General features: G+C 70.8%; 25 protein-coding genes. 14 read left to right on the plus strand and 11 right to left on the minus strand.

Annotated features, from left to right (window positions below; genetic code table 11):
- Positions 1-110 precede the first annotated feature (110 nt).
- The 3 genes from JR064_RS18625 to JR064_RS18635 are packed head-to-tail and all read left to right on the plus strand — an operon-like array spanning position 111 to position 3,174.
- A complete protein-coding gene (locus tag JR064_RS18625) occupies positions 111-809 on the plus strand; it encodes a helix-turn-helix transcriptional regulator (RefSeq protein WP_206230696.1) in 699 nt (232 codons plus the stop codon).
- Positions 806-2,716: an ATP-binding protein gene (locus tag JR064_RS18630; protein ID WP_206230697.1), complete on the plus strand. Its 1,911-nt coding sequence runs from the start codon at positions 806-808 to the stop codon at positions 2,714-2,716. Before JR064_RS18625 ends, JR064_RS18630 begins: the two co-directional genes overlap by 4 nt.
- A complete protein-coding gene (locus JR064_RS18635; RefSeq protein WP_179568215.1) occupies positions 2,713-3,174 on the plus strand; it encodes a response regulator in 462 nt (153 codons plus the stop codon). The genes JR064_RS18630 and JR064_RS18635 overlap by 4 nt, the downstream gene beginning before the upstream one ends.
- An 89-nt stretch (positions 3,175-3,263) precedes the next feature.
- Here JR064_RS18635 and JR064_RS18640 read toward each other — a convergent pair whose 3' ends face one another.
- Together JR064_RS18640 and JR064_RS18645 are read right to left on the minus strand one after the other, a co-directional pair.
- Entirely contained in the window at positions 3,264-3,491 is a 228-nt protein-coding gene (locus tag JR064_RS18640; RefSeq protein ID WP_010340670.1) for a putative signal transducing protein, read from the minus strand.
- 9 nt (positions 3,492-3,500) lie between these two features.
- Entirely contained in the window at positions 3,501-4,142 is a 642-nt protein-coding gene (locus tag JR064_RS18645; RefSeq protein ID WP_206230698.1) for a glutathione S-transferase family protein, read from the minus strand.
- Positions 4,143-4,240: 98 nt separating this feature from the next.
- Here JR064_RS18645 and JR064_RS18650 point away from each other — a divergent pair, with 98 nt between their 5' ends.
- The 7 genes from JR064_RS18650 to rlmM all read left to right on the plus strand — a co-directional run bounded on the left by JR064_RS18650 (position 4,241) and on the right by rlmM (position 10,416).
- Positions 4,241-5,995, plus strand: a complete 1,755-nt coding sequence (locus JR064_RS18650) for a glutamine--tRNA ligase/YqeY domain fusion protein (protein WP_191826787.1) — start codon at positions 4,241-4,243, stop codon at positions 5,993-5,995.
- A gap of 138 nt (positions 5,996-6,133) precedes the next feature.
- On the plus strand, positions 6,134-6,871 hold the full coding sequence (locus JR064_RS18655) for a helix-turn-helix transcriptional regulator (RefSeq protein WP_206230699.1): 738 nt from the start codon (positions 6,134-6,136) through the stop codon (positions 6,869-6,871).
- Between the two features lie 70 nt (positions 6,872-6,941).
- Positions 6,942-7,895, plus strand: a complete 954-nt coding sequence (locus JR064_RS18660) for a DMT family transporter (protein WP_206230700.1) — start codon at positions 6,942-6,944, stop codon at positions 7,893-7,895.
- A gap of 51 nt (positions 7,896-7,946) precedes the next feature.
- On the plus strand, positions 7,947-8,339 hold the full coding sequence (locus JR064_RS18665; RefSeq protein WP_206230701.1) for an STN domain-containing protein: 393 nt from the start codon (positions 7,947-7,949) through the stop codon (positions 8,337-8,339).
- Between the two features lie 61 nt (positions 8,340-8,400).
- Positions 8,401-8,781 (plus strand): hypothetical protein, encoded by a 381-nt coding sequence (locus JR064_RS18670; RefSeq protein WP_206230702.1) that lies wholly within the window; start codon positions 8,401-8,403, stop codon positions 8,779-8,781.
- Positions 8,781-9,341 (plus strand): nucleoside deaminase, encoded by a 561-nt coding sequence (locus JR064_RS18675; protein ID WP_179568229.1) that lies wholly within the window; start codon positions 8,781-8,783, stop codon positions 9,339-9,341. The genes JR064_RS18670 and JR064_RS18675 overlap by 1 nt, the downstream gene beginning before the upstream one ends.
- Before the next feature lie 34 nt (positions 9,342-9,375).
- Positions 9,376-10,416, plus strand: coding sequence for a 23S rRNA (cytidine(2498)-2'-O)-methyltransferase RlmM (rlmM, locus tag JR064_RS18680; RefSeq protein WP_206230718.1), 1,041 nt, complete (start codon positions 9,376-9,378; stop codon positions 10,414-10,416).
- 167 nt (positions 10,417-10,583) lie between these two features.
- Here rlmM and JR064_RS18685 read toward each other — a convergent pair whose 3' ends face one another.
- Complete coding sequence (locus tag JR064_RS18685; RefSeq protein ID WP_179568231.1) at positions 10,584-11,699, minus strand: Gfo/Idh/MocA family protein; 1,116 nt, start codon at positions 11,697-11,699, stop codon at positions 10,584-10,586.
- 133 nt (positions 11,700-11,832) lie between these two features.
- Between JR064_RS18685 and JR064_RS18690 the strand changes: the two genes are divergently transcribed.
- From JR064_RS18690 to JR064_RS18705, 4 genes are all read left to right on the plus strand, one after another.
- Positions 11,833-12,747 (plus strand): SMP-30/gluconolactonase/LRE family protein, encoded by a 915-nt coding sequence (locus tag JR064_RS18690; RefSeq protein ID WP_206230703.1) that lies wholly within the window; start codon positions 11,833-11,835, stop codon positions 12,745-12,747.
- A 96-nt stretch (positions 12,748-12,843) separates the two neighbouring features.
- Entirely contained in the window at positions 12,844-13,566 is a 723-nt protein-coding gene (locus JR064_RS18695) for a hypothetical protein (RefSeq protein WP_179568235.1), read from the plus strand.
- 49 nt (positions 13,567-13,615) lie between these two features.
- On the plus strand, positions 13,616-14,026 hold the full coding sequence (locus tag JR064_RS18700) for an EF-hand domain-containing protein (RefSeq protein ID WP_191826829.1): 411 nt from the start codon (positions 13,616-13,618) through the stop codon (positions 14,024-14,026).
- A gap of 139 nt (positions 14,027-14,165) precedes the next feature.
- Positions 14,166-14,483: an EF-hand domain-containing protein gene (locus JR064_RS18705; protein WP_179568239.1), complete on the plus strand. Its 318-nt coding sequence runs from the start codon at positions 14,166-14,168 to the stop codon at positions 14,481-14,483.
- 142 nt (positions 14,484-14,625) lie between these two features.
- Here the strand turns inward: JR064_RS18705 and JR064_RS18710 are convergent, their stop codons facing one another.
- The 8 genes from JR064_RS18710 to JR064_RS18745 are packed head-to-tail and all read right to left on the minus strand — an operon-like array spanning position 14,626 to position 23,282.
- Positions 14,626-15,804: a UbiH/UbiF family hydroxylase gene (locus JR064_RS18710; protein WP_206230704.1), complete on the minus strand. Its 1,179-nt coding sequence runs from the start codon at positions 15,802-15,804 to the stop codon at positions 14,626-14,628.
- A complete protein-coding gene (gene ubiH / locus JR064_RS18715; RefSeq protein WP_206230705.1) occupies positions 15,801-17,015 on the minus strand; it encodes a 2-octaprenyl-6-methoxyphenyl hydroxylase in 1,215 nt (404 codons plus the stop codon). The genes JR064_RS18710 and ubiH overlap by 4 nt, the downstream gene beginning before the upstream one ends.
- 51 nt (positions 17,016-17,066) lie before the next feature.
- Entirely contained in the window at positions 17,067-17,489 is a 423-nt protein-coding gene (locus tag JR064_RS18720) for a type IV pilin protein (RefSeq protein WP_206230706.1), read from the minus strand.
- Positions 17,490-17,491: 2 nt separating this feature from the next.
- Positions 17,492-20,782, minus strand: coding sequence for a pilus assembly protein (locus JR064_RS23140; protein WP_241093164.1), 3,291 nt, complete (start codon positions 20,780-20,782; stop codon positions 17,492-17,494).
- Positions 20,779-21,318, minus strand: a complete 540-nt coding sequence (locus JR064_RS18730; protein ID WP_241093165.1) for a pilus assembly PilX family protein — start codon at positions 21,316-21,318, stop codon at positions 20,779-20,781. Before JR064_RS18730 ends, JR064_RS23140 begins: the two co-directional genes overlap by 4 nt.
- On the minus strand, positions 21,315-22,229 hold the full coding sequence (locus JR064_RS23330) for a PilW family protein (RefSeq protein ID WP_191826773.1): 915 nt from the start codon (positions 22,227-22,229) through the stop codon (positions 21,315-21,317). Before JR064_RS23330 ends, JR064_RS18730 begins: the two co-directional genes overlap by 4 nt.
- On the minus strand, positions 22,226-22,705 hold the full coding sequence (pilV, locus tag JR064_RS18740) for a type IV pilus modification protein PilV (protein ID WP_206230707.1): 480 nt from the start codon (positions 22,703-22,705) through the stop codon (positions 22,226-22,228). Before pilV ends, JR064_RS23330 begins: the two co-directional genes overlap by 4 nt.
- A complete protein-coding gene (locus tag JR064_RS18745) occupies positions 22,698-23,282 on the minus strand; it encodes a GspH/FimT family pseudopilin (protein WP_206230708.1) in 585 nt (194 codons plus the stop codon). Before JR064_RS18745 ends, pilV begins: the two co-directional genes overlap by 8 nt.
- Positions 23,283-23,390: the final 108 nt, after the last annotated feature.

The raw sequence follows: 23,390 nt of genomic DNA on the forward strand, positions 1-23,390 counted from the left end.
GATGAGGGAATGCCGTCTCGGGGCGAAGCCAGTATTGGCGGCGGCGGCTTGCGTAAAATCCGCTGGGCGGCATATCCTCGAATATGCCGATCGGCATAGTGGAGAACAGCATGCAAGCCCCCCTCAATGCAGGCCAATGGCGGCAGGAACTGCGCCGCGAAGCGGCCGACAGCGCGCGCTGGCAGGCGGTGGCCGACGCCGCCGACGCGGTGACCCGCGCCAGCGGCGCCGAGCAGGCCGGGGCCGATGCGCTGCGCCTGGCGCGCGAGCTGCTGGATGCGCCGCATGCGGCGGTACTGGCGCTGCGCGGCAGCCGCAGCCTGGTGCTGGCCAGCCATGGCGACGCGTTGCCGCCCGGCGCCAGCGTCGCCACCGACGGCCCTGCGCTGTCCTGGCGCCTGGCCGCGCGCGCGGGCGACGCGGCCGAGCTGTGCGTGCCGATCGCCGCGCTGGGCGCCACGCTGGGCACGCTGTGCCTGGGCTGGAACGCGCGCATGGCGCCGGCGCCGGGCGACGTGCAGGCGATCGCCACCATCGCCGCGCTGCTGGCGCCGGCGGTGGCCGAACCGGCGCGCGCGCCGCGGCGCCGTAAGCCGGCGCAACCGGACCGGCTCGGCGCGCTCAGCGCGCGCGAACGGCAGGTGCTGGCGCTGCTGCCGCGCGGCCTGACCAATGCCGGGCTGGGCGCGGAACTGGGCATTTCCGCCGGCACCGCCAAGGTCCACGTGGAGCGCATCCTGCAGAAGCTGCAGGTATCCGATCGCACCCAGGCGGCGGTGTATGCGGTGCAGGCGGGGATGGCGCTGTGAGCGCGGCCACGCTGCGCTGGAACGACTGGCCGCTGACCCGCAAGAGCCTGGCGGTGGTCGCGCTGCCGCTGTTGCTGCTGCTGGCGGCATTGGTGGCGATCTACAGCGTGGAACGGCAGAACATCGCCGCCGAGAACGATGTGCGCCAGACCCTGGAAGTGCTCAGCGACCTGTACGAGGCGCACGCGCTGCTGGCCGAGACCGCGGCCGGCGTGCGCGGCTACCGGCTGGTGCGGCAGGACGCGTTCCTGACCCCGTACCGCGACGCCGAACCGCGCCTGCAGACCGTGGTGCAGCGCCTGGCGCAGCGCATCACCGACCCGCTGCAGGCGCAGCGTTTCGCCCGCATCCAGCCGCTGTTCGCGGAGAAGATGCAGGGCTGGCGCCGGCTGCTGGCGCCGGACCTGAGCCGCGAGGAGGAGATCCGCCAGCTCAGCGAAGGCAAGGTCAAGCTCGACATCCTGCGCGCCGAACTGCGCGAGCTGCGCAACTACGAGACCGCGCAGTTGCAGGTCCGCACCGCCAAGGCGCAGGCGCTGCGCCAGCGCAACCTGCTGATCACCCTGTGCGCGGCGATGCTCGGCGGACTCGGCGCGGTGTTCGCGGTGGCCTGGTTCGCTTCCTCGCTGTCGCGGCGGCTGCGCGTGCTCTCGGCCAACGCCGACCGCCTGGGCGAAGGCCTGCCGCTGGCGCCGCAACTGCGCACCGGCGACGAACTGGGCCAGGTCGCGCAACGCCTGGACCAAGCCAGCACCCTGCTCGCCGCGCGCGCCGCCGAAGCGCAGTCGGCGCGGCGCGAGGCCGAGGCCGCCAACCGCGCCAAGACCGAGTTCCTGTCGCGCAGCAGCCACGAGCTGCGCACCCCGCTCAACGCCATCCTCGGCTATGCGCAGGTGCTGGAGATGGACCTGCCCGGCGCGGCGCAGCGCGGCCAGCTGCAGCACATCCTCGGCGCCGGGCGGCACCTGCTCGGGCTGATCACCGAGCTGCTGGACATCGCCCGCATCGAGGCCGACCAGCTCGATCTGAGCCCGCAGCCGGTCCCGGTGCGCGCGGCGATCGAGGAAGCGCTGGGCCTGGTCGCGCCCGAGGCGAAGACCCGCGGCATCGCCCTGCAACCGCTGCAGGTCCCGCCCGCCTGGACCGTGCGCGCCGATCCGCAGCGCCTGCGCCAGGTGCTGATCAACCTGCTGTCGAACGCGATCAAGTTCAACCGCCCCGGCGGCGCGGTGCGGGTGAGCGCCGAGCAGCAGGGCGAGTTCCTGTGCATCGCCGTGCACGACCAGGGCCACGGCCTGTCGGCCGAACAGGTGCAGCGCCTGTTCACCCCGTTCGAGCGGCTCGGCGCGGAGCGCTCGGCGATCGAAGGCACCGGCCTGGGCCTGGCGTTGAGCAAGCGCCTGACCGAAGCGATGGGCGGGCGCATCGTGGTGGAAAGCAGCCCGGAGGGTTCGCGGTTCTGGATCGCGCTGCCGCTGGACCGGCCCGCCGACGCGCCGGCACCGCACCCGGCGATCGCCGCGACCGCGGCCGGCGATGGCCAGCGCAGCGTGCTCAGCGTCGAGGACAATCCCTCCAACCAGGCGCTGATCCGCACCCTGGCCGAGCGCCGACCGCACTGGCGCCTGCACGAGGCGGCGACGCTGGCGCAGGCGCGCGCGCAGGTGCAACAGGCCCGCCCCGACCTGATCCTGCTCGACCTGCACCTGAGCGACGGCAACGGCGAGGACCTGCTGCGGCAACTGCGCGCGCAGCCGCACACCGCGGCGATCCCGGTGGTGGTGGTCAGCGCCGACGCGACGCCCGCCACGCTGGCGCGGGTGCAGGGCGACAACGTGCGCGCCTACCTGACCAAACCGCTGGACGTGGCCGAATTCTTCACCGTTCTGGACCGACACCTCGCATGACCCGCAACGATGTCCTCGCCTCGCGCATCCTGATCGTCGACGACGAACCGGCGAACGTCCGCCTGCTCGAAGACCTGCTGCAGCGCGAAGGCTTCCAGCAGGTGGTGGCGACCACCGATCCGCAACGCGTGCTGGGCCTGGTCTCGGCGTTCGCGCCGGACCTGATCCTGCTCGACCTGATGATGCCAGAGCTGGACGGCTACGCGATCCTGGAACAGCTGTCGCGGCTGGCCGGCGCGTCCAGCTTCCTGCCGGTGATCGTGCTCACCGCCGACCCCAGCCGCAGCGCGCGCCACCGCGCGCTCGGCCTGGGCGCCAAGGACTTCCTGACCAAGCCGCTGGACACCTTCGAAGTCGCGCTGCGGGTCTGGAACGTCGCCGAGACCACCGTGCTGTTCAAGCGCCTGCGCGCCCTGGCCGATCCGGAAGCCGCACCGCCAGGCTGGCGGGCTGATTGAGGGCCGGGATTGGGGATTGGGGATTGGGGATTCGAAAAAGCGGGCCTGCGGCTCTTGCGAATCCCGAATCCCCAATCCCGGCCCCAAACCTACATCGCCCGCGTGACCTGGCCGCCCAGGCCCAGTGCCGTGAGCACTTCCTGCGCCTTCTCCAGCAGTTCGTCGGCCACGCACACCTGCACCACGCCGAACGGCAGTTCGCCGGCGCCGCCGAGCAGCGCCTCGCCGAACACGAACGCGGTGATGCCGGCATCCTCCAGCGCGTGCTTGGCCAGGTGCGCATCGATCAGGTGCTGGGCACGATAGGCGATCTGCATGGCCCGCCCTCAGCCGCGCACGGCGACTTCGGCGGCCGCGCCGGCGCGCCATTCGCGCATCGCCGGCAAGGCCTCCAGCGCCGCCATGTACTGCGCGGCCTGCGCCGGCACCGCCACCCCGTAGCCGGCGAAACGCACCGCCACCGGCGCGAACATCGCATCGACGATGCCGAAGTCGCCGCACAGGAACGCCCCGCCGCCACCGTGGGTCTCGCGCAGCATCGCCCACAGCTGCACGATGCGCGCGATGTCGGCCCGCGCCTCGGCGTCCCAGTGCTCGCCGTCGGGCTGGCGGCAGGCCTGCATCGGCAGCTGCCGGCGCAGCGCCAGGAACCCGGAATGCATCTCGCAGGCCGCCGCCCGCGCCTGCGCGCGCACCTCCAGCGCCGCCGGCCAGCCGCGGCCGCCCAGCCAGCGCTCGTTGGCGTACTCGCAGATCGCCAGCGAATCCCAGACCTGCAACTCGCCGTCCCACAGCGCCGGCACCCGCCCGGTCGGCGAGTAGGCGCCGATGCGCGCGGCGAACTCGGTCGTGTCCAGCGGCAGCGGCACTTCCTCGAACGGCACCGCGAAGTGCCGCAGCAGCAGCCACGGCCGCAGCGACCACGAGGACAGGTTCTTGTCGCCGATGACCAGACGGGGGAGCGGCATGGCGCGATCTCGGGGATGGACGGCCCCGCAGCGTACGCGGCGGGGCGGCCAGCGGCCAGCTCGGCTAAACTTGCGCTTTACTTTCTGCTGAAGCGCGCATGTCCGAGACCCCCGCCACCGACGCCACCGCCCCGGCCGAGAAGAAAGACTTCATCCGCCAGATCGTCCGCGAGGACCTGGCCAGCGGCAAGCACGCGGCCATCCGCACCCGCTTCCCGCCCGAGCCCAACGGCTACCTGCACATCGGCCACGCCAAGGCGATCTGCCTGGATTTCGGCATCGCCGCCGAGTTCGCCGGGCGCTGCAACCTGCGCTTCGACGACACCAATCCGGCCAAGGAAGACCCCGAGTTCGTCGCCGCGATCCAGGACGACGTGCGCTGGCTGGGCTTCGACTGGGCCGAGTTGCGCCACGCTTCGGACTATTTCGAGGTGTACTACCTGGCTGCCGAGAAGCTGATCCGCGACGGCCACGCCTTCGTCTGCGATCTCTCCGCCGAGCAGGTGCGCGAATACCGCGGCACGCTCACCGAACCTGGCCGCAATTCGCCCTACCGCGAGCGCAGCGTCGAGGAGAACCTGGACCTGTTCCGGCGCATGCGCGCCGGCGAGTTCCCCGACGGCGCGCGCACCCTGCGCGCGAAGATCGACATGGCCAGCGGCAACATCAACCTGCGCGACCCGGCGCTGTACCGGATCAAGCACGTCGAGCACCAGAACACCGGCAACGCCTGGCCGATCTACCCGATGTACGACTTCGCGCACTCGCTGGGCGACGCGGTGGAAGGCATCACCCACTCGCTGTGCACGCTGGAATTCGAAGACCACCGCCCGTTGTACGACTGGTGCGTGGACAAGGTCGACCTGGCCGGCCATCCCGAGCTGCTGCAGCCGCTGCTGGACAAGGGCCTGCCGCGCGAGGCGGCCAAGCCGCGGCAGATCGAGTTCTCGCGCCTGAACATCAACTACACGGTGATGAGCAAGCGCAAGCTGACCCAACTGGTGGCCGAGCAGTTGGTCGACGGCTGGGACGACCCGCGCATGTACACCCTGCAGGGCCTGCGCCGGCGCGGCTACACGCCGGCGGCGCTGCGCCTGCTGGTGGACCGGGTCGGCATCAGCAAGCAGAACTCGGTGATCGACTTCTCGGTGCTGGAAGGCTGCCTGCGCGAGGACCTGGATGCCGCCGCGCCGCGACGCATGGCGGTGATCGACCCGCTCAAGCTGGTGCTGGGCAATCTGCCGGAAGGCCACAGCGAGACGCTGAGCTTCTCCAACCATCCCAAGGACGAATCCTTCGGCACGCGCGAGGTGCCGTTCTCGCGCGAACTGTGGATCGAGCGCGAGGATTTCGCCGAAGTCCCGCCCAAGGGCTGGAAGCGGCTGGTGCCGGGCGGCGAAGTGCGCCTGCGCGGCGCCGGCATCGCCCGCGTCGACGAGGTGATCAAGAACGATGCCGGCGAGATCGTCGAGCTGCGCGGCTGGCTGGATCCGGAGTCGCGTCCCGGCATGGAAGGCGCCAACCGCAAGGTCAAGGGCACCATCCACTGGGTCAGCGCCGCGCATGCGGTGGAGGCCGAGATCCGCCTGTACGACCGCCTGTTCTCGGTGGAGAAGCCCGACGACGAATCCGACGGCAAGACCTACCGCGACCACCTCAACCCGGCCTCCAAGCGCAGCGTGCGCGGCTACGTGGAGCCGGCCGCCGCACAGGCCGCGCCGGAGCAGGCGTTCCAGTTCGAGCGCAGCGGCTACTTCGTCGCCGATCGCTACGACCACAGCGCGGCCACGCCGGTATTCAACCGCAGCGTGACCCTGCGCGACACCTGGACCGGTGGCCAGGGCGCAGCCTGACCCAATCGCGCCGCGCCACCGGCGCGGTTTCCGGCATGCGCTGCCTGAGCGCATGCCGTGCCGCCATGGCCGCCCCGGCGCCACGGTCGCCAGCGTCGCGCTTTCCAACGGCATTGCCGGCGCGTTAGCGTAGCGTCCATGTCGCCCGCCCCCACCCTGAGCCTGCGCAGCTACGGCCGCGACGGCCATGCCCACCAGCACGCACACGTGCAGATCGTGCTGCCGCTGCAGGGCGAACTGGAGATCGAGGTGGGCGGACGCGGCAGCCGCCTGGATGCGTTCCGCGCGGCCGTCGTCGCACCGCACACCTCGCACGCGCAGTCGGCACAAGGCGACAACCGCTTCCTGGTGCTGGACTGCGATGCGGCAGGGTTCGACGACCACGCACTCGAACGCCTGCAGCGCGCGCCCTTCCTCGACCTGCCGCCGCAACTGCAGCGCCTGCTGGCCTCGCTCGACCCCATGCAGCCCGGCACCGGCGCTGCGGCCTGCGCAGCGCTGGCGCTGCGCCAGCTGCGCACGCAGCGCCGCGCATGGGCGCGGCTGCAGGAACTGTGCCTGCGCATCGAGGACGCCCCGGGCCAGCCGTGGCCGGTGGAACGCATGGCGCAGGCCGCGCACCTGAGCGTGAGCCGCCTGCATGCGCTGTTCCGCGAAGCGCTGGGGCGCACGCCGCAGGCGTGGCTGTCGGCGCGGCGGCTGGACTGGGTGCGCCGGCAACTGGCGTACGGCGAGCGCCCGATCGCGCAACTGGCGCTGGACAGCGGCTATGCCGACCAGAGCGCGCTGACCCGCGCGCTGCGGCGCCAGACCGGGCACACCCCTGCCGCCTATCGCCGACGCCATCGGGCGGCCACCGTGGCGCCGGACCAGTAGCCTGGGACAAGCCGGGGCCGCACGCGCAGGCCATGCTGGCGCACTACGCAACGAAGCAACAGGACACGGCATGCGCAAGCGTTTGTGGGCGGGAGTGGGCAGCGGCGTGGCGGCCGGCGCCTTGTGGGGACTGGTGTTCCTGGCGCCGCAATTGCTGGCCGGGTTCTCGCCGCTGCAGCTGTCGGTGTCGCGCTACGTAGCCTACGGCGCGGTCGCCGCGCTGCTGCTCGCGCCGCGCTGGCGCGCCGCCACCGCGGCGCTCGGGGCGCCGGAATGGTGGGCGCTGCTGCGGCTGAGCCTGCTCGGCAACATCGTCTACTACGTGTTGCTGGGCAGCGCGGTGCAATGGGCCGGCGGCGCGGCCACGGCCTTGATCATCGGCCTGCTGCCGGCGGTGGTCACCGTGCTCGGTTCGCGCGCGGCCGGCGCGATGCGGTTGCGCCGGCTGGCCGCGCCATGCGCGCTGTGCGTGCTCGGCGTGGCGCTGGTCGCGGCACAGACGCTCGACGCCGCGCACCCGGCGCAGACCAGCGTGGGCACGCGCGCGGCCGGGCTGGCGTGCGCGGTCGGCGCGCTGGCGTGCTGGGCGGCGTATTCGGTCAAGAACGCCGGCTGGCTCGCGCGCCGGCCCGAGATCTCCGGGCGCGACTGGTCGATGCTGACCGGCGTGGTCACCGGCGCATTGGCGCTGACCCTGGCGATCCCCGCGTTCGCGTTCGGCCACGGCCATGCGGCGGCGGACTGGGCGCGGTTCTGGGGCGTGGCGATCGTGCTGGGCGTGTTCGCCTCGGTGATCGGCAACGCCTGCTGGAATCACGCCAGCCGGCTGCTGCCGCTGACCCTGGTCGGGCAGATGATCGTGTTCGAAACCGTCTTCGCGCTGCTCTACGGTTTCCTGTGGGAGGCGCGCTGGCCCACCCCGCTGGAAACCCTGGCGATCGCCTGCCTGCTGGTGGGCGTGCTGTGGTGCGCCTGGCTGCATGCGCCTGCGCCGGTGCGCAAGCCGGATGCAACCCTGGGTTAAGGCACGCCGCCTAGACTTCACGCGTCGTCCCCAGCACCAGGAAATCCCGCCATGTCCGCTGCGTTGCGCACCTCCTGCATCAGCCTTGCGTTGCTCGCCCTGCTCGCCGGGTGCGACATGGCACCGTCTTCCGCTCCCTCGCAAGCCGGCGCGACACCCGCACCCGCGCCGGCATCTGCGCCGCCAGCGGCGCAAGGCAAGTGCGACACCGTGCCCGACCACGATTACGACATGCCGGCCGCACGCTTCGACGAAACCGCGCAGCAGCTGGCGCATGCCACCGGTTGCGGCATCGTCTACGACGACCAGTCGCCGTCGCCGGTGCAGGTCAATGCGGTGAAGGGCCGGATCAGCATCCGCCAGGCGATCCACCAGGCCATCGACGGCACCGCGCTCCAGGTCAAGCAGGAAACCGCCGATACGATCGCTGTCGGCCGCCGCTGAGTTGCCGGCGCCGCGGCCATGCGCGTTAGGATGGCAGCGGTCTCTCGCACGGAAGGTCGCCATGTCCACTCGTCTCGCGCTGTTGCTGTGCTGCCTGTGCCTGTTCGCCGGCACCCTCGTCTTCAGCGGCTGCGCGCGCAGCGAAGGCGCCAAGCCCGCCGCGCCCGGTTTGCCGGTGAAGGTGGACACCAGTTGCCGCAGCGACGCCGACTGCACGGTCAAGGACGTCGGCAACTGCTGCGGCGCGATGCCGGCCTGCGTCAACCGCGACAGCCCCACCGATCCGCAGGGCGTGATGGCGCAATGCCAGGCCAGCGGCCGCATGAGCGTGTGCGGCTCGCGCGCGATCAGCGGCTGCCAGTGCGTGGCCGGGCAATGCAGCGCCAAGGGCGCGCAAGCCGATACACTGCGCGACCCCCAGCCTGCCGAACCCGTCCGCTGATGCTCTACGCGCAAGTCCACCTCACCCTGCCCGCCTGGATCCACGAGGCGGTCGATCCGCAGGCGGTCTATCCCGGCGATGCCGACAAGGTGGCGCTGGCGGTGGAACTGTCGCGGCTGAACGTGGATGCCGGCAGCGGCGGTCCGTTCGGCGCGGCGGTGTTCGGCCCGGACCACCGCATCATCTCGGTCGGCGTGAACCGGGTGGTGCCGCAGACCACGTCGCTGGCGCACGCCGAGAACATGGCCTACATGCTCGCGCAACAGCGCCTGCAGACGCCGCGGCTGAACGCGGCGCTGTCGCCGGTGACCCTGGCGACCTCGGCGCAACCGTGCTGCCAGTGCTACGGCGCCACCATCTGGGCCGGCATCGACCGCCTGCTGATCGGCGCCAGCGCCGAGGACGTGATGGCGCTGACCCCGTTCGACGAAGGCCCGCTGCCGGCGGACTGGATCGGCGAACTGGAGCGCCGTGGCATCGAGGTGGTGCGCGGCCTGCATCGCGACGCCGCCTGCGCGGTGTTGCGCCGCTACGGCGAGCTCGACAGCCCCCGCTACTGACCGCCGCCAGGCGAAGGCTTCCTCCATGTCCTCCCTGAACGGCCTGCTGTGCTACTGCCGGCAAGGCTTCGAGCCCGAACTGGCGGCCGAACTGAACGATCGCGCCGCGCGCGCCGACCTGCCGGCCTACGCGCGCACCGAACGCAACAGCGGCTACGCGCTGCTGGTCTGCGAGACCGCCTTGCCGCCGCGCGCGTTGCCGTGGCGCGGGCTGATCTTCGCGCGGCAGAAGCTGCGCCTGCTGGCCGAACTGCGCGAACTGGACCCAGCCGACCGGATCGCGCCGATGCTGCAGGCGCTGGCCGGGCACAGCCGCTTCGGCGACCTGTGGGTGGAGCACCCGGATTCGGACGAAGGCAAGCAGCTGTCCGGGCTGGCGCGCAGTTTCGGCAATGCGCTGCGTCCGGCGCTGCGCAAGGCCGGCCTGCTCAGCGACAAGCCGCAGCCGAAGCTGCCGCGCCTGCACGTGTGCTTCCTCGCCGGCACCCACGCCTTGCTGGCCGTCGCCGAAAGCGACGACAGCGCGCCGTGGCCGCTGGGCATTCCGCGCCTGAAGCTGCTGTCGGAGGCGCCCTCGCGCTCGGCGCTGAAACTGGAAGAAGCGCTGCTGGCGCTGCTGGCGCCGGAGGAGCGCGAAGCGCTGCTCAAGCCCGGCATGCGCGCCGCCGACCTGGGCGCTGCGCCCGGCGGCTGGACCTGGGTGCTGACCCGCCAGCACCTGCACGTGACCAGCGTCGACAACGGCCCGCTGCGCCAGCACGTGCTCGACAGCGGCCTGGTCGATCACCTGCGCGCCGACGGCTTCCACTGGAAGCCGCCGCAGGCGCTGGACTGGATGGTCTGCGACATGGTCGAACAGCCGCGCCGCGTCGCCGAACGCATGGGCACCTGGTTCCGCGAAGGCTGGTGCCGGCACGCGATCTTCAACCTTAAGCTGCCGATGAAGAAGCGCTGGGACGAGACCCAGCTGTGCCTGGACCTGTTCGCCGAACGCGCCGAGCGCCCGCTGCAGATCCGCGCCAAGCAGCTCTACCACGACCGCGAAGAGATCACCGTGCTGGCGATGCCGGCCTGACGTTGCGGGCGCCCACTGCGCCCGCCAACAGCGCCTCCTGTAGGAGCGGCTTCAGCCGCGACAGGATCTCGCCGGTAACGCCCGGTCGCGGCTGAAGCCGCTCCTGCAGGAAATCGAAGCAAGCGTACCCAATGTCGCGCGGCCGTGGCCCCGCAACCACCGCACCGCTACAGCACGATCCGCTTGCCACCCTCGCGCGCCGAACGCTGGATCGCGTCGATCACGCGCATGTCGCGCAGGCCTTCCTCGCCCGGCGCGCGCAGCGGCGTGCCGTCGAGGATCGCCAGCGCGTCCTCGTCCATCTGCAGCGCCTGCTGGTGGCGCACCTTCGCGTCGAACACGCGGCCGTCGCTGGCGCTGCCACGGATGCCGTCGTAGCTCTGGAACGGCGCCAGTTCGTACCAGCCGCGCTCGCACTCGGCGCGCAGCCGGTTCATGCTGCGGCCGAAGCTGGTGGCGCAGTCGGCGAGCACTTCGTGCGGAAATTCCAGCTTGAACTGCATGTGTTCGTCGACCTCGTCGAACAGCGCCGGCCGGTCGGTGGAACGGTGCGCGCTGACCGCCAGCGGTTCGGCGCCGACCGTGTAGCGCGCCGCATTGAGCGAATACACGCCCATGTCGTACATCGCGCCGCCGCCGAACTGCGCGCGCAGCCGCCACGGCCGCTGCGCCGGATCGGTGTCGCCGTAGCCGTTGTAGCCGGCCTCGGCGCGCACCGTGCGCAGCGCGCCGAACGGGCGCTCGCCGGCCAGCGCGATGATCCGCCGCGTGTTCGGCTCGTGCTGCATGCGGTAGCCGATGCTCAGCCGCACCTTGTTGCGCGCGCAGGCGGCGATCATCGACTGCGCCTCGTCGGCGTGCATCGCCATCGGCTTCTCGCACCACACGTGCTTGCCGGCGGCGGCCGCACGCAGGCTCAGCGGCGCATGCAGAGAGGTCGGCGTGACCACGTAGACCACGTCGATGTCCGGGTTGTCGGCGATGCGCTCCAGGTCGTCGTAGCTGTAGACGTTGCGATCGGGAATGCGGTAGCGCGACTGCCACTGCGGAATCTTGTGCGGCGAGCCGGTGACGATGCCGGCCAGCCGGCAGTGCCTGGTCAGCGCCAGGCCCGGCGCCAGGCGCGTGCTGGCGTAATCGCCCAATCCGACCAGCGCCACCCCCAAGGGCTTCTTCGGCTTGCCGCGCGGGGCCGCCAACAACGGCGATCCCAACAGGCCTGCGCCCGCCGCGGACAACCCGGCGAGCAGCACACGGCGACGATTCGGCGAGGACAGCGACATGCGGATCTCCCTGGCGGCCGGACACGGACCGCCCGAACCTTAACGCATCCAGCGCCCGGCGTTGTGAGCGCCATCCCGGCGCCGCCGGCACCTCTGGCACACTGCCCGGCCCTGCACCGCTTCGGGTCTGTCCATGTCCATTCGCCTGCCGTTTCCCGCCGCTGCCGGCGTTGCGCTGCTGCTCGCCTGCACCGCGGCCTCCGCAGCGAACGCCGACCTGTTCCACGCCCGCGACCTGATCGGCGACGGCGTATTCACCCACGGCATCGAAGGCCCGGCGAGCGGACCGGACGGCGCGCTGTACGCGGTCAACTTCGGCCACGAGGGCAGCATCGGCCGGGTCAGCGTCGCCGCCGATGGCCGCGCGCAGGCGGCGTTGTTCGTGGACCTGCCCGCGGGCAGCATCGGCAACGGCATCCGTTTCGACCGTGCGGGGCGCATGTACGTGGCCGACTACGCCCAGCACCGCATCCTGCGCATCGCACTGACCAGCAAGCGCATCGAGGTCTATGCCACGCTGCCCGGCGCGTTCCAGCCCAACGACATCGCCATCGCCCCGGACGGCACCCTGTACGCCAGCGACCCGGACTGGAAAGGCAACGGCGGCCAGCTGTGGCGCATCGACCGCGACCGCAGCGCGCACCTGGTAGAGACCGGCATGGGCACCACCAACGGCATCGAGGTCAGCCCCGACGGCAAGCGCCTGTACGTCAACGAGAGCGTGCAGCGCAAGGTCTGGGTCTACGACCGCGCCGGCGACGGCACGCTGTCGAACAAGCGCCTGCTGCTGGCGTTCCCCGATTTCGGCCTGGATGGCATGCGCTGCGACGCCGACGGCAATCTGTACCTGGCCCGCTACGACGCCGGCAAGGTGCTGGTGCTCGATCCCGCCGGCAGGATCCTGCACGAGATCGCCACCAAGGGCGCCAAGCCCACCAACGTGGCCTTCGGCGGCAAGGACGGACGCGACGTGTACGTGACCCTGCAGGACCGCGGCGCGATCGAGACCTTCCGCAGCGATCGCCGCGGGCGCGAATACGGGCGTTAGTCCATACAATGGCGCTGGGATGCGCATCGCATCGCGGTCTCAGTCCGCGCAATCGCGGTCGGGCATCCTGCCTGCACTGACTGGAGAGCCGCGCACATGCAGCCGATCGAACTGAAAGACCCGGCCGGCTTCGCCGACGAATTCCTGCGCCTGACCCTGTTGCAGGGGTTCCAGTCGCTGACCAAGCGCGACCTGGAGTTGCTGATCTTCGTGCTGCTGGAACGCGACGGCGCGATCTCGCGCAGCGACTCCAACAACGCGGTGGCGCTGCGCCTGCGGGTGACCCCGGCCAAGGTGAAGGGCCTGCGCCGCGACGGCTATGCGCGCTGGCGCGCGCTGGTGCCCGAAGACGGCGACGCGGCCCTGGAGCGCATCGTGGCGACGGTGCTCACCGAAGACAACCTGCGCGCCGGGGCCAAGCACGTCAGCGAACGCAGCAAGAAGGAAGGCTTCCTGGCGATCCGCATCGAGCATCCGGACGACCAGCAGCGCTTCGAGCAGGCCATCGTCGATGTGGGCGCGATGCCGGTGTACGAGCGCAACCGAGACGTGGTCGCGGTGCGCTTCGACACCTTGCTGAAGATCGCCGAGCGCTGGGGCTACCTGCAACCGGAACCGGAGAAGGTGGTGCGCGAGCTGGAAAAGCTCACCCCGACCGCCGAGGAAGTGGCGGACCTGTTGAAGAAGGACGTGGGCAAGCTACGCTGGGAGGACGTGCGCCGCGCGCTCAACAGCCTCGGCGCCAAGGCCATCGCCAGCACCGCCGAGGGCGGGCTGAAGGGATTGCTGAAACTGGCATTCCCGTTCATCCCTGGCTGAGCCTGCCCGCGCCGTCCCATCATTCGAACCATCGGAGTCCGTTGTGTCCATGCACTGCCGTTCGTCCCTCGCCGCCTTTCTGCTGGCCGCCGCCATCGTCCCGGCCGCCGCGCAGAACCTCAACCCGACCTCGAGCGTCGTCACCGAGCCGTTGCGCGACGTGCCGGCGAGCATCGTGCAGGCGCAGCCGCTGAGCAGCGGCGAGGTGACCCACCAGGTGCGGCTCGAGGTCCCGCATGGCCAGGCGCCGGTCACCGTGCGCACGGTCCAGCCCGACACCGTCGCCGGCAACTACCGCATCGACTTCGACGCGCTGGACAGCGACCACGACGGCTACATCAGCCGCAGCGAAGCGCAGGCCAACCCGGCGCTGGCCGACGAATTCGATTCGCTGGATCCGCAACGGCGCGGGCGCCTGAGCCGCGAGCAGCTGGCCGGTTGGTTGCTGCCGCCGTCGTAAGCGGCGACCGCGGCGGCGGCGAGTGGAAACCGGCGCTAAACGCCTTCGGTGGACATGTGTGGCGAGGCGCTTTTTTCAAATCCGCTTAATTTCGCCAGGCCTATGTTCATGGCTCCTTTCCCACCACAGGAGTCGTGCCATGAAATCTGTCGTTGCTCCACTCTTTCCCCTCGCGCTCGGCCTGCTGAGCATCCCGACGCTGGCACTGGCCCAGTCCGGCGGCAATAGCGTCACCCTGCAGGACAAGGGCCAGACCGTGCAGGTCACGTCGGTCGAACCGAACTCGATCGTCGGCCAGTACCGCATCGACTTCTCCGCTCTCGACAAGAACCACGACGGCTATATCAGCCGCGCCGAGGCCAAGGCCGACCCGACCCTGGCGGCGGAGTTCGACGCGGTGGACGCGCACCACCGCGGCCGCCTCAGCAAGCAAGACCTGAAGGGCTGGATCCAGTGACCGTTGCAACCGCCGGCGCAGCAGCGCCGGCGGGACACCACACCGCGCATGCGACACCGACCAGGCCGCGCCTGGCGCGCGTCGCTCCAGGTGCGCCAATCGCACGGCACTGGCGCTAGCGCGCAGCGCCCGGTGCGCCGCGCTACACCCCCGAAGCGCGCTTCCAGAACCCGTGCATCAGCAGCGGCAGCTTGCCGGCCAGGCCCAGCAGCGGGCCGCGCAGCAGGGTCAGATGCATCTCGTCGTTGGAGAACACCCGGTTGATCGCATCGAAGCCGTAGGCGGCCACGGTGTTGTCGCTGCGGCGGCCGCGCGCCCAGCGCGCCAGCCGGTGCGGCGCCGACCAGTCGACCCGCCGCACCTGCGCCTGGCGCACCTGCGCGGCCAGCGCGGCGACGTCGCGCAGGCCGAGGTTGACGCCCTGCCCGGCCAGCGGATGCACCACGTGCGCGGCATCGCCCAGCACCAGCAGGCGGCCGCGGTGGTAGTCCTCCACCAGTTGCCGGCGCAGCGGGAAACCGAGCCGCGGCGACAGCGCGCGCACCGCGCCCAGCCGCGCGCCGAAGGCCTGGGTCAGCTCGGCGCCGAACGCGGCGTCGTCCAGCGCCAGCACCCGCGCCGCCTCGGCCTCGGGCAGCGTCCACACGATCGAACTGCGACCGTCGGCGAACGGCAGGAACGCCAGCGGGCCGCCGGGCAGGAAGCGCTGCCAGGCGGTGTCCTGGTGCGGCACTTCGGTGTGCACGAAGGCGACCACGCCGCGCTGGCCGTAGTCGTGCGCCGGCGCGTCCAGTCCGGCCAGGCCGCGCAGCGTGGAATCGGCGCCGTCGGCGGCAATCGCCAGGCGCGCGTCGAGCCGGCTGCCGTCGTCCAGGCGCAGGCGCACGCGCTCCTCCGCCAGTTCCACCGCCTCGACCCGCGCCGGACAGTGCAGTTGCACTCCGGCTGCCGGCAGCGCCGCCCACAGTTGTTCGACCAGCAACGCATGCTCGACGATCCAGCCCAACTGATCGCGGCCCAGCGCATCGGCATCGAAGTCCAGCTCGCCGCCGCCACCGGCATCCCACACGCGCATGCGCCGGTAGGCCTGTGCGCGCCGCGCCAGCACCTGCGGCCACACGCCCAGCGCCTGCAGCAGCGCGGCGTTGTCCGGGGCGAACGCGTACACGCGCAGGTCCGGCTCGGCCGGCGACCAGCGCGGCGGCTCGCGGCCCTCGACCAGGGCCACCGCCAGGCCTTCGGCGGCCAGCGCCAATGCGCAGGCGGCGCCGACCACGCCGCCGCCGACCACCACCACATCCAGCACGCCGCGCCGGCTCATGCCGTCGCCTCCCGGCACAGCTGCGGCACTTCGCCGCGGAAGCCCATCGCGCCGCCGACCAGGAACGACTGCAGCGGCGCGGCCTGCGCGGCCGCCAGCAGGCCCAGGCTGCGCAGCGGGCGCAGCAGCGGCGCAGGGTTGGCGGTCAGCCGCGCCAGCCCGCCGGAGAAGGTCACGGTGCGCTGGCGGTCCTGTTCGCGGCGCTGCGCATAGTGCTGCAGCAGCGCCGGCGCGCCCGGATCAGCGCGGTCGCGCTCGATCAGTTCGGCCAGGGTCAGCGCGTCGCGCAGGCCCAGGTTGAAGCCCTGCGCACCCAGCGGGTGCAGGGTCTGCGCGGCGTTGCCGAGCAGCACCGCGCGCGCATCGGTCAGGCGCCCGGCCAGCACCTGCAGGATCGGGTAGGCGCTGCGCTCGCCGCTGCCCAGCAGGCGGCCGACGCGCCAGCCCAGCGCCTCCTGCAGGCGCTGCAGCCAGGCGGCCTCGTCGAGCGTAGCCACCGCGTCGGCCTGCTCGGCGGCGACCGCATGGATCGCGCCGTAGTGGCGGTCGCCGCGCGGCAGCAACGCGGTCGGGCCGTCGTCGCGGAACCGCTCGTAGGCGGTGCCGTCGGGCTGGCGGCTGCCGCGCACCCGCGCCACGAACAGGGTCTGGCCGAAATCGTGACGGGCAGCCTCGATGCCCAGCGCGCCGCGCACCGCGCTGGCGCTGCCGTCGGCACCGACCAGCAGCCGCGCCTGCAGCACCTGGGTGGCGCCGTCCTGGGCGATGCGCAGCTGCCGCAGCGACGCGTCTTCGCCCGGCTCCAGCGCCAGGAACTGCGCCGGCCGGTAGCGGCTGACATGGGTCGCCTCGGCCAATCGCGCTTCCAGCGCCTCGCCGAAGTCGCGCGCCACCACCACCTGCCCGAACGCCTCGCGCCCATAGTCGGCCGCGTCCAGCCGCACCCGGCCGAAATCGCCTTCGCGGCTGACGTGGATGCGCCGGATCGGGCCGGTCGGCGTGCGCAGCCGCTGCATCACCCCGAGCGCCCCCAGCGCGTTGACCGTGGCCGCGGCGAAGCTGAGATTGCGCTGGTCGAACACCGGCGGCAGCGCGCCCGGCGGCGCGGCCTCGATCAGCCCCACGTCCACGCCCAGGCGGTCCAGCGCGATGGCCAGGCTGGCGCCGACCAGGCCGCCGCCGACGATCACTACGTCATGTCGTTTGCTCATGCGGCCATGATACGACCGCCGCCGTCAGACCACGAACACGCCGCCGTTGCGCTACCAGCAGCTGCCGGCACCGGCGCTGCCGGTCGCACTGCGCGTCCCGGTCTGGTCGATGCCCAGCGCGGCGCAGGCGGTATCGGCGACGGCCTGGCCGGCGAGCGGGGTGGCGACGATCTTGAACGCGGTGGCGCTGGGCGTGCCGCTGAAGGCGACGCTGTAGAAATTGGAGACCGCTTCGCACTGCGCCGGATCCGGCGCGTCGGCATAGGTCATATTGGTGGTGTAGTAGCGCTCCATGAACTGGGCGCGCTCCTGCAGGCAGGCCGCCGCCGTGCGCCGCCGCGACGTGACAATCGAAGCGGTGTAACTGGCATAGGCGATCGCCGCCAGTATCCCGATCACCGCGACCACGATCATCAGTTCGATCAGGGTGAAACCGGCGATCCGCCGCCGCTGGGGGTGCCGCTGGCGCTGCATGCTCATTTCTCCTTGATGACCTCGCGCCAGGACACGCGGCTCGGGCTGATCGCCGACGTGGCGAGGCTGGTGCTGGTACCGCTGGAGTCGCTGACCACCAGCTTGCCGTTGAGCAGCGCCGCCACGCTGGCCATGCCGCTGCTTATCGCCACCGAACCGACCGCGACGCTGGCGCCGGCACTGGTGATGAGCGTGTCGTTGCTGGTGCTGCCGTTGCCGTCCAGGTCGAAATACCCGGTCTTGGTGCTGGTCCCGGTGAATGCGCTGATCGCGTTGACGTAGCTGGTGCCGTTGGACTGGCAGGCGCTGCTGCTGGGAATGATGCTGCTGAACACCAGGGTCGTGCCGGAGATCACCGGAGTGCCGACGACGCGCTCTCCCTGCGGGTTGCTGGCGTCGGTCAGCAAGTCGAGCGACCAGCCCTGCGACCCGGCCGGCAACGCGGCATAGCTCTGGAAGCCACGCACGCTGTAGCCGGAACTGGTGGTGCTGACCGCGATGCTGCGCGCGGTCAGGCCGCTGCGCGCCACGGTGGCGCCGGCGTCGATGATGCCGTACATGGTCTGCACCGAGGTGTCCTGGATATCGCTCTTGACCAGGTAGCGGCCGGTGCCGAAGAACACCCAGGTGGCCGACGTGCCGGGATCCTCGGCGACCAGCACGCCGCCGGTGATCGGCTGCGCCACGCCGGCGCTGCTGGTCGCGCTGAACAGCGCCGCCGCGCCGTTGCCGACCGACCAGGACGCGGCGGCGCTGGCGGACAGGTCGAACTTCCAGACATGTCCTTGCAGATCCCCCGCATACACATAGTCCACCGTGCCGCTGCCGTCTGCATCCCAACCGGTCGGGGCGAACAGGCCGTTGCTGGTGGCGGTGGTGGTCCCGCCGCTGCCCGTGTCCAGCTCCCGGATCAGCGCACCGGTGCTCAGGTTGTAGACCAACAGCACGGCATGGCCATTGCCGCTGTTGATGCCGTTGCCGGTCACCAGCGCGGTCACGCCGTTGTTGAGCTTGGCGATGAACGGCTGGCCGAGCACCTGGCCCATGTTGCCGGCGGAGGTTTCCGTTTTCTCCCACAGCACGGAGCTGGCCGAGAACGCGGTCGGGCTGCTGACATCCAGTGCGTACAGGCCTTTGCCGCCGCGCCCCAGGGCGCCGACCAGGATGTTCCTGCCGCTGGTCTGGGTCCGCGTGGAGGCCACCACCGGACCGTCGACGAAGAACTGGTGCGTGTAGTCGGGATCGGCGAGCGTGGCCAGATCGCGCATGGCCAGCGCCCCGGGCACGTAGGCGAACAGCTCGGCGCCGGTGCCGGCATCGAAGGCGTGCAGCATGCCGTCGTTGGCGCCCACGTACACGGTGCCGGTGTCGCCGACGTAGGCCGGCGTGGAATCGACGATGTCGCCGAGCACCGTGCTGCGGTTGCGCAGCGTGCCGCCGTTCTGCTTCTCGTTGCTCTGGTCGCCGCGCAGGTAGCTGGCGATATCGGCACCGCCGAGCGTGGTCTGCTGGGTGGTGGTGGGAAAGCTGGCGCCGGCCGCGTTCTCGTAGGTGACGATGGTGCGCGCGGTGGCGGCCGGCATGCCCGCCGTCGCCAGCCAGGACGCACTGCTCGCGTTGCAGGTGCTGACCGTGGCCGCGCAGGCGAGCAACTGTCCGCTCCAGGTGCCGGAGACGTACAGCGCCGAGAACAGCTGGGTGCTGCTGCTGAGGCTGGTGGACGTGGCGCTGATGTTGGATCCGGAGCCGGTGCGCTCGGTGATCGCGGCCAGCGCCGACTGCAAGGCGGTGACGAAACTGTCCGGATCGCTGGCGACCACGAACGAGCCGTGGCCGTTGACCGTGGCATGCCACAGGTCGTCGATGTTGACGATGGTGTTGTTGACCGGCTTCGGCCAGGACAGGGTGCCGGCGGTGATCGCCGCCAGGTCGGTGGACGGATCCAGCGTGCCCGCCGCACCGATGGAGATGCCGAAGGTGACCATGTGCTGCCAGAACGCCGGATCGTCGCTGTTGGTCGGCACGATGTTGGACAGGTCGCTGCGCAGGTCGTTCTTCCAGTAGCGCATCGCCACGTCGGCCAGCGTGTCCGCATAGGCGCTGCTGTAGGGACGCGCCGGGGTGTAGGTATAGGTATTGCCGCTGGGTCCGCTGATCGTCGACCCGCTGGCGTTGTCCTGCTCGCCGGCGGCCGGGGTGTAGCCGGATTCGTTCCAGTAGCCGTCGGTGGTGAGGATCGCGAAGTTCTGCCGGCACGCGTATTGGTTGGTGTCCGACTCCGGGCCGTACGGGCCGGCGGACGCGGTGCTGCTGAAGTAGGTTCCGGCCGAGGCCAGCGCGCCGCGCAACGGCGTGCTGTCGCTGGCATTGGCGCTGTACAGGCGGTCGTACCACAGCGTGCGGTTGTTGTTGGCGCCGGTGGTCCCGTTCGGATCGACGAACAGCCCATCGTTGTTGTTGACCGGGATCGGATACGCATTGGTGATGTAGTTGCTAGACAGCGTATGTAGTTGCCGCGCCCAGATGGTGCGGAATCCGACCCGCACGTTCGAGCCCAATTCGCTGAACGCACGCCCGGCCGAGGCCTTGGCGACCTTGTTGCGGGTACGGAAATACGAGTACCAGATCGCGAAGTTGCTGCGCTCGGCGGCCTCGCTGCGCCCGGTCGGCGTGGTCCTGACGCAGTTGCGCCAGCCGCTGCCCGACGTGGAGGTGGCGCAGCCCATCGAGGAGGCGCCGGCAGGCGTGTTGGCGGCGCTGTAGGTGGTGTACTCGCTGCGGTAGATCGCCCCGCTCGTCAGGATCTGGTAGCGGTAGTAATTGGCGCCGTTGGCCAGATACACCGCCGTATCGGTGCTGGCCGTGTTCTTGGGGACGTAGAAGGTCTGTACGCTCGCATACAGGCTGGTGGTACTGCCGGAGGCGGATTCCAGGCTGCTGTAGACGCTGTCGTAGCTGGTGCCGCCGGTCATTTCCGTGCCGGTCGAGTCCACCCATGGCGCATAGCTGGTGGCCGGGTTGTAGTAGATGGTATTGCGCGCATAGGTCTTCGATGCGACGTCGGACACGGTGCTGGTCGCCGGCACGCTGTCCGGCATGTAGGTGTAGTCCATGGATCCCGAATCGTCGAGGATAAACAGGATGTTGGGCGCCACCGTGGTGTCGGTGATGAGCGGATTGTCGGGAAGCTCCAGGCCGCTGGTCGCCGCCGCGGCAGGCATCGAGACCACCACAGGCAGGCACGACAGCGTCAGACCGATGCGGATGCCGCGCACGCGCGCCATTGCGCTCATTTGGCCACCAGATAGTTGGTTTGCAGGATCACCGCGGCGCGGTCGTTGCCGGCGCTGCGCGCAGTGATCCGGTAGCGCCGCATGTCGCAGTTGGCATCGGTGGACGCGGTGGATTTGGAGGTGGTGCAGTTCGGCCCGTAGGCGCCGTCGCCCATGTACTCGACGATGTAGCTGGTGGTGATGGCCGCATCGTTGTTGCCGGTCTTGCTCGCCGTCGCCCAGCCGCCGAAGCCGCTGTCCAGCCAGCGATCGGTCGCGCCCGCGAGCGGCGTGGCGCACACGCCGCCGTTGCACCCGCTGCTGGGCACGCTGATGCCGGCGGAGATCGCGGTCTCGGCGATGCGCAGCGCCGACTCGGCCGACTGGAACTGGCGGGTGCGGTCTAGCAGATTCGCGCTCATCCGTTCCTCCAGCGCGGTGCTGCGCAGCACCGCCACCGCGAGCAGCGACATGATCAACAGCAGGATCAGCGCCACCAGCAGCGAAATGCCGCGTTGCGGCGCGGCGCCCGGGACCGGGGTTTTCGGCATGTTCATCCGTCGCGATTCCTCAGGCCGACCACGTGCACCAGCGATCGCTGCAGCACCTTGCCGTCGCTGCCCACCTTGTCCGGGCTGTCCACGGTCAGCGCGATGCGCACCGCGACCACGCTCGACCAGTCGCTGACCGCCGCCGCATCGACATAGCCGCTCGCACCGCTGACCAGGTAGCTCAGCGCCATCGCCGACACGCCCTGCGCCACCTCTTCCTGCTTCAGCGCTCCGGCATACAGGCGGCTGCGGTACAGCGAGGTGCTGCCGTTGCCGTTGTAGGCGACATACCAGCGCAGCGCATTGAAGCGCGCCACCGCGGCATTGGCGGCATAGCTGATGGTGCCGGGATGGGAGAGGCTGGTCGTGGCGACGCTGGAGGCGGCGAACACGCTGCTGGTGTTGCCGTCGCACACCAGCAGCACGTCGCCGCTGACGAAATCGTGCAGGCTGCCGTTCAAGGTGAAGACGGTGCCGCTGTCGGCGGCGACGGAGGCGACGTAGTCGCTGCCGGAGAACATCTGCAGCGCCGCGGTGCCGGCCACGCGCGCGCCCTTGCCGCTGCCGAACGCAGGCGTGGCATCGGAAAACTCGGTGCTGGAGGAATAGCCCTTCAGCGCGTCGCCCCAGCGGCTCAGGCTGCCCCACCACGCGCTGCTGCTCAACGTGTTGGTCAAGGCCCGACTGGTACAGGCGCTGCCGCCGGCCACGCGCAGGTCGCGCGACATCAGGTCGAAGGCGGTACGTGCGCTTTCCTGGATGCGGCTCAGGCCTTCGGTGCTGCGGTAGGTCTGCTGGTTGCTGAGGAAGATCCCGATCGCCGCGATCGTCACCATCAGGCCGAGCATCATCCCGACCATCAACTCGATCAGGCCGAATCCCGCCGCGCCCTGCCGCGAACGCGCCCGGGCGCTCACAGCTGGGTGCTCATGCTGACGGTGTAGCGCGCCGCGCCGCTGCCGACGCCGCTGGCCGACGCATCGCTGGCGCGGCTGTCGTCCCAGTCCACGGTGACCGTGCACAGGCCGCTGCTGCAGCTGACCGTGCCGCAGGCGCTGGCGCCGACCATGCTGTGCAGCGACTGCATCCACCCGTTCAGGTCGGTGGCGGCCAGCGTGCCGGCGGCGGGCACCGTGCAGGTGCGGCTGAGCGCATAGCCTCCGGTCAGGGACACGCTGCGGTTCACCCGCATCGCGTCCAGCAGGGTCGTGACCAGCACCACCGCCTGGCTGCGCTGCATCGCGCTGTGGTTGTTGCGCAGCGCGGTGGCCTGCATCGCGGCGATGCCGAGCAGGCCGATCCCCAGGATCAACACCGCGATCAGCACTTCCAGCAGCAACTCGCCCGCCTGGCGGCGCGGCCCCGGCGTGCGTGGCGGCAAACGCTCACTCATCGGCGGGCGCGGCACAGGCCGCCTCGGTATTCTCGCTGCTGATCGCCACCCGGCTGCCGGCCGCGATGCCGATCCGGCGCTGGTTGTTCTCGGGACGGCTGACCGCCATGCACACCGCGATGCTGGCCGCCAGCAGGCCGTTGCTGGCGTCGCGCGCCAGGCCATCGGGATAGAACACGACCGCGGCGCCGTTGTCGTTGACCGCAGGGCTCGCGTGCACCTGCACCGAGGGATTGACCAGGTTCGCCCGCAGCAGCTCGCCGCTGCTGGAGACGCGCACGATCCACCCGGACCAGGCGACGCCAGCGCCGGCACAGCTGCTGCCGTCGCTGCTGCGGCAAAGCGCCACCTTGGCGTTGCGACGCACGGCTTCCGAGCGCGCCAGCTGCAGCGATGCCACCAGTTCGTTGGCCTGCGCCACCAGGCGATTGCCGTTGATCAGCGCGGCGAAGGCGGGAACCGCCATCGCCAGCACGATCGCCAGCACGGCGATCGTCACCATCAACTCGATCAGGCTGAATCCGCCAGCGCACCCGCCGGCCCTGGGCCAGACCTGGCCTTTGGCTCGATACCGCATGCCCCCTCCCCCGTCGATCCACTGTCGCTGGCGGGCGGCAAAGCCCTCCCGCCGGCGAACGACCGGACCGCCTCGTCTTGGATACGAATCGACATGAATCCCACGGCG

Origin of the sequence: Xanthomonas bonasiae, assembly GCF_017163705.1 — a bacterium.
Classification (GTDB): Bacteria; Pseudomonadota; Gammaproteobacteria; order Xanthomonadales; family Xanthomonadaceae; genus Xanthomonas_A; species Xanthomonas_A bonasiae.